This window comes from Pseudomonas sp. B40(2017), from assembly GCF_002112855.1.
Classification (GTDB): Bacteria; Pseudomonadota; Gammaproteobacteria; order Pseudomonadales; family Pseudomonadaceae; genus Aquipseudomonas; species Aquipseudomonas pharyngis.
Genome location: NZ_NEIT01000004.1, coordinates 517,075 through 529,853, shown reverse-complemented (window position 1 = coordinate 529,853; position 12,779 = coordinate 517,075). Strand labels below are relative to the sequence as shown.

Annotated in this window: 8 protein-coding genes; 2 read left to right on the top strand and 6 right to left on the bottom strand. The window is 59.0% G+C overall.

What is annotated here, in order from left to right; all coding sequences use genetic code 11:
* Positions 1-9 precede the first annotated feature (9 nt).
* Positions 10-2,472, bottom strand: coding sequence for an EAL domain-containing protein (locus tag CAF76_RS13190; RefSeq protein ID WP_064598459.1), 2,463 nt, complete (start codon positions 2,470-2,472; stop codon positions 10-12).
* 219 nt (positions 2,473-2,691) lie between these two features.
* Here CAF76_RS13190 and CAF76_RS13185 point away from each other — a divergent pair, with 219 nt between their 5' ends.
* Complete coding sequence (locus CAF76_RS13185; RefSeq protein WP_085647498.1) at positions 2,692-6,846, top strand: hypothetical protein; 4,155 nt, start codon at positions 2,692-2,694, stop codon at positions 6,844-6,846.
* Position 6,847: 1 nt separating this feature from the next.
* Here the strand turns inward: CAF76_RS13185 and CAF76_RS13180 are convergent, their stop codons facing one another.
* From CAF76_RS13180 to CAF76_RS13160, 5 genes are all read right to left on the bottom strand, one after another.
* Positions 6,848-8,665 (bottom strand): ABC transporter ATP-binding protein, encoded by a 1,818-nt coding sequence (locus CAF76_RS13180; RefSeq protein ID WP_085647496.1) that lies wholly within the window; start codon positions 8,663-8,665, stop codon positions 6,848-6,850.
* Positions 8,658-9,260 carry a DsbA family protein gene (locus CAF76_RS13175; protein ID WP_172829544.1) on the bottom strand — a complete coding sequence of 201 codons (603 nt, stop codon included), beginning with the start codon at positions 9,258-9,260 and terminating at the stop codon, positions 8,658-8,660. Before CAF76_RS13175 ends, CAF76_RS13180 begins: the two co-directional genes overlap by 8 nt.
* A 35-nt stretch (positions 9,261-9,295) precedes the next feature.
* The gene (locus CAF76_RS13170) at positions 9,296-10,237 is read right to left on the bottom strand and encodes a rhodanese-related sulfurtransferase (RefSeq protein ID WP_085647494.1); all 942 of its coding nucleotides are present in this window, start codon (positions 10,235-10,237) and stop codon (positions 9,296-9,298) included.
* Between the two features lie 117 nt (positions 10,238-10,354).
* A complete protein-coding gene (locus CAF76_RS13165; RefSeq protein ID WP_007950896.1) occupies positions 10,355-10,654 on the bottom strand; it encodes a BolA family transcriptional regulator in 300 nt (99 codons plus the stop codon).
* Between the two features lie 12 nt (positions 10,655-10,666).
* Positions 10,667-11,185, bottom strand: a complete 519-nt coding sequence (locus CAF76_RS13160; RefSeq protein ID WP_007950895.1) for a DUF2059 domain-containing protein — start codon at positions 11,183-11,185, stop codon at positions 10,667-10,669.
* Positions 11,186-11,378: 193 nt separating this feature from the next.
* On the opposite strand from CAF76_RS13160, the gene CAF76_RS13155 reads away from it, so the two are divergent.
* Entirely contained in the window at positions 11,379-12,773 is a 1,395-nt protein-coding gene (locus tag CAF76_RS13155) for a class II fumarate hydratase (RefSeq protein ID WP_064598467.1), read from the top strand.
* Positions 12,774-12,779 lie beyond the last annotated feature (6 nt).

Below are 12,779 nucleotides of genomic sequence, written 5' to 3'. Positions count from 1 at the left end.
CAAGAGACTTCAACGGAATGTGCCAGGCGCCTTGAACAACAACGGCTGCGGTCTGGCGGGCCGACTTTGCAAACTGTCACAGGTAAACAACTGCGGGCGTTCAATAACATAACCCTGAGCGTAATCCACGCCGATTTCAAGCAATGCCTGCTCGATCTGCGCTGTCTCGACAAACTCGGCAATTGTCTGCTTACCCATGACATGCCCGATGTGATTGATCACTTCGACCATAGCGCGGTTAATCGGGTCGTCCAGCATATCCTTTACGAAACTCCCGTCGATCTTCAGGAAGTCTACAGGCAAATGTTTCAGATAAGCGAATGAAGACATTCCGGCGCAAAAATCATCCAGGGAAAAGTAACAACCCAAGCCTTTGAGTTCATTGATAAATCTGATTGCACTACCCAGATTTGCAATGGCACTGGTTTCTGTAATTTCAAAACAAATCATTTCAGGCGGTATGCCGTAGTTATCAAACTGTTCCCGCAGAAAGTGCAAGAACGCGTCATCTCCGATAGTAATGCCTGAAAGATTAATCGCACACATTGCCAGAGGACCCTGACACTTATCGTTAATACATTGGGCAATAACCTTAAATACATTCTGCACAACCCAGCGATCCAGCGATGTCATCAATCCGTAACGTTCCGCCGCCGGTATGAAACTGTCCGGCAGGATCATCCGGCCTGCCTCATCGTGCAGTCGCAGCAGAATCTCGATGTGTCCGCCCGTACCACCGGCAATCGAACTCAGCGGAGCAATCTCCTGGGCGTAAAGACAGAAGCGGTTTTCTTCCAAGGCCATGTGCAGTCGCTGTACCCAGGCCATCTCGCCAAACCGCAGGGACAGCTCCGAGTCGTCGGCATGGTAGACCTGCACCCGGTTGCGGCCCTTTTCCTTGGCCATGTAGCAGGCCATGTCGGCAGCCCGCAGCGAGGCTTCGAGGGTGGTCGGCGTCTGCGCCACATGCACCAGGCCAATGCTCACCGTGGTCAGGAACGGTCGCCCCTTCCAGACGAAATGCAGGTTCTGTACGGTCTGGCGCAAACTCTCTGCGATCTTCTCGGCGGCCTCCGGGGCACAGTTCTCCAGCAGGATGCCGAACTCGTCTCCCCCCAGCCGCGCCAGGGTGTCGCCCTCGCGCAAGCCGGATTGCAGCAACGCGCAGATATGCCGCAGCAATTCATCGCCGGCCGCGTGCCCGCAGGTGTCATTGACCAGTTTGAACTGGTCGAGGTCGAGGAACATCAGCGCATGGCGTCCAGCTTGCCGGGTCAGGTTATGCAGGGCCTGTTCGAGGCGGTATTCGAACTCGCGGCGGTTGGCCAGGCCGGTCAGTGCATCGTGGGTCGCCTGCCACGACAGATTGGCGATGTATTGCCGCTCCTGGGTCATGTCATGCAGCACCAGCACGGTGCCGCTGACCTTGTCGGAATTGCGAATCGGTGCCCCGACCAGGGTCACCGACACCGTACTGCCATCGAGCCGCTGGATCAGCTTGGAATGTTCACTGCCTCCGCTGAGCTGGCCGCTGAGAATATGCTCGATCAGGGTCAGTCCTTCGGTCTGGGCGTTGTCGTCCAGCAGATTGAACAGTGCCGCGAGTGGCAACCCGGCCGCCTGCTCGGCTTTCCAGTGGGTCAGGGCTTCGGCGGCCGGGTTCATGTATTCGATGGCCCCGCTCACGTCGGTGGTGATCACCCCGTCGCCAATCGATTGCAGCGTGATATGAGCCCGATCCTTTTCCAGCTGCAAGGCCTCGGCGAAGGCATGTCGCTGCTTGAGCAGTTTGCGGGTACGCAGCAATGCCAGCACGATCAGGCCCAGCGCCGTGGCGAGGTTGGTGAACAGCAACAGACGCAGGATCACCCGCGACCCTTCACCCAAGGCATCACTGAAGGCCTTGGCGGCGGGCGTCACGCCGTCGTTGATCGCAAAGATCCGGTCCTTCCAGCGCCGGATATCCGCCTCGGTGGCAGCATTGGCAATGATGGACCGATGCATCTCCCGGGCGACATCATCGAGTTCCACCAGATAGGCGTCACCCAGCGTCCAGCGGTCGATGGCGATTTCCAGATAACTGAAGTGACGAAAATTCAGGTACAGCCAGATCAGGCTGGAAACATCGTCCGGGTGGTTGCCGCCCTTGAGGATACCCTCGCGCGCCGATTGCAGATCGGGCGGTTGTCTGTCCAGTGCCAGACGCAACTGATGACCGCCCTGAGGCACGGCGATTGCGTTCTGATATTTGAGGTAAATCGCCTCGTCACGACTATCGGCATACAAATTGAGGTAATAGATGGCGTCTTTCTGGCCCTTGGACCAGAGACTCTCGCCCGCCACATAACCACGAACGGCCGACAGGACATAGAGGCTCACGCCCCCCAGCAAGGCTTGAAACAATACGACGGCGATAAATGGCCAGACGATGCCCAGCAACCGAGGCGTTCCGAGAGTCCGCTTTTGCTTCATGGGATTCCTTGCGTGGTCACTGCCTGATTGTCCGTCTCTATCAGACCAACCTCCAAAGACTAGGAGGCGAACCCGTTTCCGGCAAGCGGCGGATCAGCCTCAGTGCGGTACAGGCTTGCTCTGTATATATATGTATAGCCAGCACGGTTTCAGGACTCGATTTAATGGCCACTTCAGGTTTCACGCTCTGAGCGTGGAAACTTACACAAGGAGTGCGATATGACATCGACATTTTTAGCTGCACCCGAAACTGAAGAACTGCGCGCCTGGCAAGCCCTGGGACTGGGAGAAAGCCCGGACATCGAAGCGTTGACTTCCCTACCGACCGCCCGGGATCGAAGACGGTTCAACTCACTTCTGCGCGCCAAGCCCGAACTTGCCCAATCCATGACCATCGACATGTACAAGGCAACGCGTGTCAACGATCGCATTTACGGCACCGTAAAGGACTTCTTGGGTGCCAGCTCAATGCTGATCCGTCGCCTGGCTGGCGACGTATTGCATGAGCCCACCATCGAGGAAGTACGCGCGACACCCTCAGTGTTTCTTCAACGAATACTCAATTCTGTCAACTCACAGGATCTGACAGTCCGCTTGCTGAAAAAGCTCAAGTGGTATGGCGCGCAGCCTGGCGAACAGACACCGGACAGCGTCCGACATCAACTGATGTGCAAAGCCATCTGTCTATACCTGAATGCTGCGCCTTCATTCGAAGCACCGGAAGAACTGGCCGGTTTCAGTTGGCGGGCTCCTGCCCTCTGGGGCAAAAGCTACCAGGCCCTGCGCCATGATTTTGAACAGCACTTGCTGGACACTCGCCGGGTGGGCAGTACCAAAGAGGCGATAATACTGGCGCAAATCTTCCAGACCCGACTCTCGAAAGATTTCTCTGTGCCCGACATCCCTCCCGAGTTGCGTTACAAGAGCTCGGCCGTATGGGTCAATTTCATGCATGGTGTGCTACTGGCCGAAGCGCTTGACTTGAACCGGTCGCAATTGCTGTCTTTTCAACAGCTCGTCGACCTGCCTCTGGTACGGAGTGCCAGCGCCACTCCCGAGCAACTTGAGCAAATAACAAAACTGAGGATGGGTCCCGCGCTGGAGTGGGCGGTTTGCATGGGCATTGTCCAATCGCGAACGGAGTCCGACTACGACGAAGAGGACATCAAACGGGCAATGGCAGCGTTGGACAGCCAGAACGAGAGCCTGAACAAAGCGGTGATGAATCTGAACATCCCGCTTCCCGAACGGCTGAAAATGGCCCGAGAGTTCAAAAACATCGTACTTGGCAGTCATTTTTTCGAGCAGGACGGACGCAAGCTGCTGCCAGAGGACACACGTTATATAGGATCCCGATCCACACCGACATTGAAGCTGCCGGGACACGATTTCCTCGACCTCTATGCGGATGGTCAGATCAAAGAAGGAAAAAGATGGGTCGTCACCCAGTCCGATGGCAAGACACGAAGCGTTATAACGCTCAGGATTGACGATCGGCGAGTGCTCTATTCCGAACGCATGAATTCAGAAGGCGATTATCAACGGACCTCACACCACGCTCCCGAATGGGCGGGCGGGACACTACCCGACATCAACGCCAAATTCGAAACGGCCTTCAAGGACTACCTGACGATCATCAGGCAGGCTTTCGAAACCCTGATTGCCAGCATGCTGGCCTCTCTGACACTTCCTGAACGCCGGATTCTGGCCCAGGGTGACATTGACGTGCTGAGGTTACGCCAGCGCATCAAGCAAGGCGAAGAGTGGGCAGACCTCAAGGCTCGCAAGGGTTACGTTCTGAAGGTGACCCACGGCGATGACATCGTCTATTACGAACTCATCCCGAGCGCCGGCATCATTCGCCCCAGAACCACTCTGAGATTTTCGACGATCAACGGCGTTCGCGAAGAATACCCGCTACATGCCTCGATCCCCGGACAAACCTATTCACCCGAACGCGACATCAGTACCTCGTTGCTTCTCGACAGTACCGCCCATGTCCACGGCAGGGCACCCGCTGACAAGCAGTCCTGCATAGGAATCCTCGATACAGTGGGTCGGGTGAAAGCTGCGGTACTCCCCGACTCAACGCCCGCCAGTGAAGCGACAGACCTTGCAAGCAGACTGAAAGAAGTGGCTCACCTCATCGCAACCAATCATTTGTACGTCGATGAAAAAGAACTGCGCCTCCAGGCCCGGGGTATGACCGCGTTCGACAAAATCAGGGCCAAAATAGAGAAACGACTGGAGGTGCTTGAAAATATCGTCAAAGGATTCGTGCCTTTCTGGGGCAGCATCGACGATCTCATGTCGGGTGATATCACGAAAAAAATCATGGGCGGCGTAGGGCTCCTGGTGGATCTGGCATCCTTTCTCTTCCCTATGGGTAAATTTCTGTCCGGCTCGGTACGACTGGCCAGAGCCGCGAGCGGCGCTTCGAATATAGTCGTCAAGGCCAGCCTGCCTTCTTTCTCGGCACTGACCGGCAAGCTCCTGATCTCCTCAATAAAAAACCTGAACCCACTGGATGGCATACCGACGCTACTCAAAGGACTGTTGAGCGGCGCAGGAAGAGGATTGCTCGCCGGTGGTCGGGCAACTCTTGGAGGTATCAAAAAGTTGACGGGAAAGGCCGACGGCTATCAACTGGCCGACCAGTTGCCACAGGCTATCGACCCCGGGCGCTGGAAGCCGCTGACAAGTACTGACGAGCTGGCAACGGTCAACGGCATCGATGACGTACTCGTTCGCCCTGCAAGTCCTTCGGATCCGAAACGACTGCATCTGGTCGACCCGGTGACCTCGCTGCCCTATGGCCCGCGCCTGCGCAATGACAGCAGAAACCTCATCCAGGGCAGATCCAGTTACCAGTTGCTGCCGCCAACCGAATCCCATGCCCTGACGCAAGTGCCGGAGAACGCCCGTATCCATGAAATGCTAGAAGTCGATGGACGAACCACGCTGCTGATTGATGACATCCCTTATCGCCTGGACGGCGGTCATCTGCGACGCGCTGACCTGATCGATGATCAATCGATGTTCAAAACCATACCTTGCCGAGTGCGGCGCATGCCGGGTTCAGATGCATGCAAAACGAGCTATGTCACCCGCAATCCGGCGTCCACGCCAGCCAGCGGGACTTACGACACCGATAAAGGCTGGGCACCCTGGTTCGGGGACTGCATTTATACCCCGGCCGTTCCGAATCGAGCGATGCTGCTCAAGACCCTGAAAAAGAAAAGCAGACTCCCGGCGACGATAGCGTTTCAAAAAGGGATTTACGGAAGAATCAGAGTGGATATTCCCGTCGGCACCCGGAATCGGTTCGACACCTTCGAGGCCGGCGCAATCATCGTCCCCGCCATCGACGACTCAAGGCACTATGTGTTCACCCGACTGGGCGCCGGAGCCTTCTACATTGCGGAATTACCCAAGGGACAAGGCATCTCCAGCTCTTTGACGCTGCGCAAGGCCACCAGCCTGCCTGCCGATCTGAAGGCTGAACTGATGAAGGTCTACACCGGATCGCTCCATGCCAACAACATGGCGAGAATCTACGGTATTTCAACCGTAGAACGCGCCCTCGCAACCATGGAGAATATTGCCATTCGCATTGGCGGCCATAAGAACCCGCCCGACACGCTCAAACTGCTTAAAGTCGACACCTCTCCCGGAGAGGCGGTGTTGTTCGATCATTCCACGCGCATGATCGTCAGCCGGCTTCCGGATGGTGCTGCATCCTGGTCACGCAGCCGAGACGCTTCGGATACGTTTCGCCAACGAGCCGCCGACATCTTCGATACGCTGTTTACCGAGAAAACCATCAATGTCCAACAGAGCGCCGACCTGAAAATCAATCGGACAATGGACAAGCTTCAAGCGATGCTCCCGCCTCATTTCCAGGGCCAGAACCCACGTAACATCGCCTACGCCGACATCGTGACATCGACCGGCAAGCGCGAGGTATATGTCAGCGTTTCCGGCGCCCAGGGACTTACCGGAGAATTGCCACTGTTCAAGCCTCCGTTTGCGCCGGACAGAATGATTGTGGGTGATACTACCTACTTCAACATCGACTTCGGCCAGACCTTCAACAGAACCTCGCTGGAAGTCTCAAGCGAAGGGCGATTGGTGGCGATCCCCCATACGATAAAGGACATCGACACCTACACGCCTGAATTGACCCGAAGGCCGACTTCTCTGGACAGCGAGGCCAAACTGATCAACGTGCTTCGCCAGAAATATCCCGAAAACCACATGATCGCTTCGGTCGATGTGGCCACGACCATGCCCCCATGCAACAGTTGCTCGGTGATCGTCAAAGAGTTTGGCTACGACGGCACGGCCAACGCACTGGAAGTGCTATGGAATTGACCTACAGTCGCTGCAAATGCCCATACAGCTTGGCGTACAACCCACCATCGGCAATCAGTTGCTGATGGTCGCCATCCTCGGCCACTTGCCCGCCGTCGAACACCAGCACCCGGTCCGCCTGCTTCACCGCTGACAGGCGGTGGGCGATGATCAGTGTGGTGCGGCCATGGAGGAAGCGCGCCATGGCCTGGTGTAGGTTGTATTCGGTGGCGGCGTCGAGGGCTGACGTCGCCTCGTCGAGGATCACCACTTTCGGCTCGGCGAGGATCATCCGCGCGATGGCCAGCCGTTGCCGCTGACCACCGGACAGGCGCACGCCGGAGCGGCCGACGATGCTGTCCAGGCCGTCCGACAAGGCGCGGATGGTGGGTTCAAGCTGAGCGATTTCCAGTGCCTGCCAGCAGGCTTCGTCGCTGCGGGTACGGCCCATGGTCAAATTGGCGCGTACGGTGTCGTTGAACAGCGCCGGATGCTGCAGCACCACCGCGACATTTTCCCGAACCGTTTCCAGGCCGATTTCCTGTTGGGTCGATCCACCAAAACGAATGGTGCCGGCCAGCGGTGTGTACAGACCCAGGAGCAATTGCACGAGGGTGCTTTTGCCTCCGCCGCTGGCGCCGACAATCGCCACTTTCTCGCCCGGCGCGATGGACAGGTTCAACTGATCCAGCACCAGTTCGTCACCGTAACCGAAGCTCAAACCCTGCACCTGAATCCCTACGGTATCGCGGCCCTTGAACGGGTCGACGCCGCCGGGGTATTGCGGTTCGTCGGCGCGGGCCAGCAGTTCGTTGATCCGCGACAGCGCACCGCCCGCCGCGTAATAGGCGTATTGCAGGTTCAGCAGCTGCTCGACCGGGCCGATCATGAACCACAGGTAGCTGAACACCGCGAGCATCTGGCCGATCGACAGGTCAGAGAACAACACCGTCAACATGGCCGCTGCGCGGAAGATGTCGATACCGAACTGGAACAGCAGGCCACTGGCGCGGTTCGAAGCGTCGGTCTTCCACTGCGAATTGACCGCGTAGTTGCGCACTTCCTGCGCGCGCAATCCAAGGCGCCCAAGGAAGAAGCCCTGCCGGTTGCCAGCGCGCACTTCCTGGATTGCATCGAGGGTTTCGCTCAGCGCCTGAGTGAAGCGCGAGGTACTGTCGTTCTCCAGTTTCTTCAGATGCTTGACCCGCTTGCCCAACTGCACCGTGGCGTAGATCACCAGCGGGTTGAACAGCAGGATCAGCAGCGCCAGTTTCCAGTGCATCCACATCAGGATGCTGGCGGTGCCGACCAGGGTCAGCATCGCCACCAGAAAACGGCTGAGGGTTTCGCCGACAAACTTGTCGAGGGTGTCGAGGTCGGTGACCAGGTGCGTGGTGACCGTGCCGCTGCCCAGGCTTTCGTATTCGCCGAGGGAAATCCGTTTGAGTCGTTCAATCAAACGCACGCGAATCCGATAAACGATGTCCTTGGCCAACCGCGCAAACAATCGCGCCTGCAACACGCCAAAACACAGGGCGCTGCAACGCAGGGTAAGCGTCACCACCAGCATCAGGCCGATATAGCCCGCCGCTTGCTGCCACATTGAGGGCAGCACGTGGTTCATGACTTTCAGCGCAGCATCGCCATGGCCGAGCAGGACTTCGTCCACCAGCAACGGCAGCAGCAGCGGAATCGGCACGCTGCACAGCGTCGCCAGTACGGCCACGCCGTTGGCGATCCACAGGGATTTTTTGTGATGAAGTGCCAGTCGCCGGACTTCAGCCCAGCTCAGCCGGTCGACACGCTTGACGGCTTGCGTGTCATCGGCCGGGTCAGACACAGGCCGCGCGCTCCAGCCATCGGCCGAGCAACGGTGACAGTTCACTGAGCGGCTGGTAGCCGTTGGTCAGCAACGCCAGTTGGCCGTTGCGCTCGGCGAGCAGGGTCGGGAATCCGGCGATGCCCAGATCCTGAACCCAACTGAAATCGGCCTGGGTCGCCTTGTGCTGGTCGGCATGATCAAACAGGGCAGCAAACTCAATGCGCGGGACGCCGGCCTTCTCGGCCAGCTCCACCAGAACGCTGGCCTGAGTGACATCGCGACCTTCGGCGTAGAACGCGTGCTGGATCAACCCGACCAGTTTCCACGCGCAATCCGGCGCCAGGCTGCGCGCGGTGACGATGGCCCGGCAGGCAGGCTCGGTGTCGTAGACAAAACCATCCGGCAATGCGCCTTCAAATTTGAACGGCTGGCCGGTGGCCTCGGTGACCGCCTGCCAGTGTTCGAGAATGTAGCGCCGGGTGGTCGGCTCCAGCGCCGCTCCACTGCCGGTGCGCAACCCGCCGACCACCAGGTGCAATTCCACCCCGGCTGCCTGCGCCTGCTCCACCAATGCCTTGGCCACCGGGGCAAATCCCCAGCACCACGAACACATCGGATCCATCACATAGAGCAGGCGTGCAGACATGATTAAGCCTCGGTGGATGCTTGCTTATAGTTGTAGCCGATCGGGTGCGGCATGTTGCGCGCTTTTGCCAGTTCGATCTGTTTCTGGCGGTCGATGGCGCTGCGACGGGTCTTCTCGCTCAGGCTGTCCCAGCAGTGCGGGCAACTGATGCCGGCCACGTAATGCTCGGAAGCGCGATCTTCAACGCTGACCGGGGTGCGGCAGGCGTGGCACTGATCGTAGTCGCCTTCGCTCAGGTCATGGCGCACGGTCACGCGGTTGTCGAAGACGAAGCAGTCGCCCTGCCATTTGGTTTCCTCCTGCGGCACCTCTTCGAGGTACTTCAGGATGCCGCCCTTGAGGTGGTAAACCTCTTCGAAGCCTTCGCCGAGCATGTAGCTCGAGGCTTTTTCGCAGCGAATGCCGCCGGTGCAGAACATCGCGACCTTCTTGTGTACGGCCGGGTCGAAGTGTTCTTTGATGTAATCGGGGAATTCGCGAAAACTGGTGGTTTTCGGATCGATGGCGCCTTCGAAGGTGCCGATCGAGACTTCGTAATCGTTGCGGGTGTCGATCAGCAGCACTTCCGGGTCGCTGATCAGTGCGTTCCAGTCCTTTGGCTCGACGTAGGTGCCGACCTTCTTGTTCGGGTCGACGCCTTCGACACCCAGGGTCACGATCTCTTTCTTGAGCTTGACCTTGGTGCGATAGAACGGCTGCTCGTCGCAGTACGATTCCTTGTGATCGATATCGACCATGCGCGGATCGTTGCGCAGCCAGGCCAGCAGGCCGTCGATGCCTTCGCGGCTGCCGGAAACCGTGCCGTTGATGCCTTCTTCGGCGATCAGCAGGGTGCCTTTGATGCCGTTGTCGACCATCGCTTGCAGCAGAGGCTCGCGCAGGTTGACGTAATCTTCGAGGGTGACGAACTTGTACAGTGCCGCCACGACAATCGGTTGTGTCATGGGTATTTCTCCAGGTGGCTACCCTCGTAAAGGGTGAACCGGATGCGAAAAAAAACGCGCCGGGTCAGCGGCGCGTTGCGGATTCTAGCAAAAAACCTCAGTTCATTGCTGCAAGGCTCAATGCTTGCTGCCGCCGGCACAGGTCGGCGACGCCGGAGCGACGCCTGTCTCTGCCCATTCCTGCGGGGTGTAGGTGTGCAGCGCCAACGCATGGAACTCGCCCATCAGCTCGCCGAGCGTGCCGTAGACTTTCTGGTGGCGCTTGACCCGGTTCAGGCCTTCGAACTGCGCACTGACCACCACTGCCTTGAAGTGGGTCTGCAACCCGCGACTGTGCATGTGGCTTTCGTCCAGCACTTGCAGATGTTCAGGCTGAAGCAGCGCCAGCGTCGATTCGATGCGTTGTTGCATGGTCATCACGAACTCCGCTTACTTCTTCTTGGCCGGAGCGGCGCCTTTCGGTGCCAGCTCGTTGGTCATGTCGTCCAGCAGCTTGTTGACCACCGGTACGGCGCTTTCCAGCTTGGCCTGGGTCATCTGGGCCGATTGCTGGGTCAGCTGCGGCATTTTCTCCAGGACTTTCTTGCCCAGTGGCGACTGGTAGAACGCGACCAGGTCTTTCAGCTCGGATTCGCTGAAGTTGCTGGTGTAGAGCTTGACCATGTCCGGTTTCAGCTTGTTCCAGCCAATGGCCTGGTCCAGAGCGGCGTTGGCCTTGGCCTGGTAGGTATCCAGTACGGCTTTCTTGGATTCCGGCGCCTTGGTCTGTTCAAAACGCTGGGCGAACATCTGCTGAACCTGCATGTACACCGGAGTGCCCAGCTTGTCAGCGTGTGCCAGGGTCAGGAAAGCTTCGGCACTGGCGTTGTGGCTGGCGGTATCGGCAAGCACCTGGCCGCTGGCGCAGACCAGGGCAACCGCGGTACAGATGGCACGAAGACGAGTCATCGAGTTTCCTTTTCAGCTAGGCGAGGTAAAACCCCAAGGGCGACCATTCTGCGCCTGAATAACGCTGCGGCTCAACCCCCGGCCCTTGCCGAGCTTGATTGGCGGGGATTTGCCGGTCAACAATCGACCGGATGGAACCACCCGGGCCGACACCGGCCTAAACTGCGCAAACAGACCAACAGGAGTGTGCACGATGAGCCGTATCGAAACCGACAGCCTGGGCCAGATCGAGGTCCCGGACGACGCTTACTGGGGCGCTCAGACGCAACGCTCGCTGATCAACTTCGCCATCGGTCAGGAACGCATGCCATTGCCGGTACTGCACGCCCTGGCCCTGATCAAGAAAGCCGCGGCCCGGGTCAACGACCGCAACGGCGACCTGCCTGCCGACATCGCCCGCCTGATCGAACAGGCCGCCGACGAAGTGCTCGACGGCCAGCATGACGACCAGTTCCCGCTGGTGGTCTGGCAGACCGGTAGCGGAACCCAAAGCAACATGAACGCCAACGAAGTGATCGCCGGCCGCGCCAACGAACTGGCCGGCAACCCACGCGGCGGCAAGACGCCGGTGCACCCCAACGATCACGTCAACCGCTCGCAGAGCTCCAACGACTGCTTCCCCACGGCCATGAGCATCGCCACCGCGCAAGCGGTGCAGGGCCAACTGCTGCCGGCCATCGCCGAGCTGTCGGGCGGTCTGGCCGAGCTGTCGGCGCGGCACATGAAACTGGTCAAGACCGGCCGCACCCACATGATGGACGCCACGCCAATCACCTTCGGCCAGGAGCTCTCCGGCTTCATAGCGCAGCTGGATTACGCCGAACGGGCGATTCGCGCGGCGTTGCCGGCGGTCTGCGAACTGGCGCAGGGCGGCACTGCCGTCGGCACCGGGCTCAACTCGCCCCACGGCTTCGGCGAAGCGATTGCCGCTGAACTGGCGGCGTTGTCCGGCCTGCCGTTCGTCACCGCACCAAACAAATTCGCCGCCCTCGCCGGCCATGAGCCACTGACCACGCTGTCCGGTGCCCTGAAAACCCTCGCCGTGGCGCTGATGAAAATCGCCAACGACCTGCGCCTGCTGGGCTCCGGCCCTCGCGCAGGGTTTGCCGAAGTGCGCCTGCCGGCCAACGAACCAGGCAGTTCGATCATGCCCGGCAAGGTCAACCCGACCCAGTGCGAGGCGTTGTCGATGCTCGCCTGTCAGGTGCTTGGCAACGACGTGGCGATCGGCATCGCCGCCAGCCAGGGTCACCTGCAACTGAACGTGTTCAAACCGGTGATCATTCACAACCTGCTGCAATCGATCCGCCTGCTGGCCGATGGCTGCAGCAACTTCCAGCAGCACTGCATTGCCGGCCTTGAGCCGGATGCCGAAGTCATGGCGAACCATCTGGAACGTGGCCTGATGCTGGTGACGGCGCTGAACCCGCACATCGGCTACGACAAGTCGGCGGAAATCGCCAAGAAGGCTTACAGCGAAGGCAAGACCCTGCGCGAAGCGGCGCTGGAGCTGGGTTACCTGACTGATGAGGAGTTCGATGCCTGGGTGCGGCCGGAGAACATGATCGAGGCCGGTGCCAAGGGCTGAGTCAAC

What these genes read in the sequence shown, in the direction of transcription:
- CAF76_RS13165 (WP_007950896.1), bottom strand. Translation starts at nt 10,654, where the DNA reads ATGACCATGCAACAACGCATCGAATCGACGCTGGCGCTGCTTCAGCCT.
- CAF76_RS13160 (WP_007950895.1), bottom strand. Translation starts at nt 11,185, where the DNA reads ATGACTCGTCTTCGTGCCATCTGTACCGCGGTTGCCCTGGTCTGCGCC.
- CAF76_RS13175 (WP_172829544.1), bottom strand. Translation starts at nt 9,260, where the DNA reads ATGTGTTCGTGGTGCTGGGGATTTGCCCCGGTGGCCAAGGCATTGGTG.
- CAF76_RS13190 (WP_064598459.1), bottom strand. Translation starts at nt 2,472, where the DNA reads ATGAAGCAAAAGCGGACTCTCGGAACGCCTCGGTTGCTGGGCATCGTC.
- CAF76_RS13170 (WP_085647494.1), bottom strand. Translation starts at nt 10,237, where the DNA reads ATGACACAACCGATTGTCGTGGCGGCACTGTACAAGTTCGTCACCCTC.
- CAF76_RS13185 (WP_085647498.1), top strand. Translation starts at nt 2,692, where the DNA reads ATGACATCGACATTTTTAGCTGCACCCGAAACTGAAGAACTGCGCGCC.
- CAF76_RS13155 (WP_064598467.1), top strand. Translation starts at nt 11,379, where the DNA reads ATGAGCCGTATCGAAACCGACAGCCTGGGCCAGATCGAGGTCCCGGAC.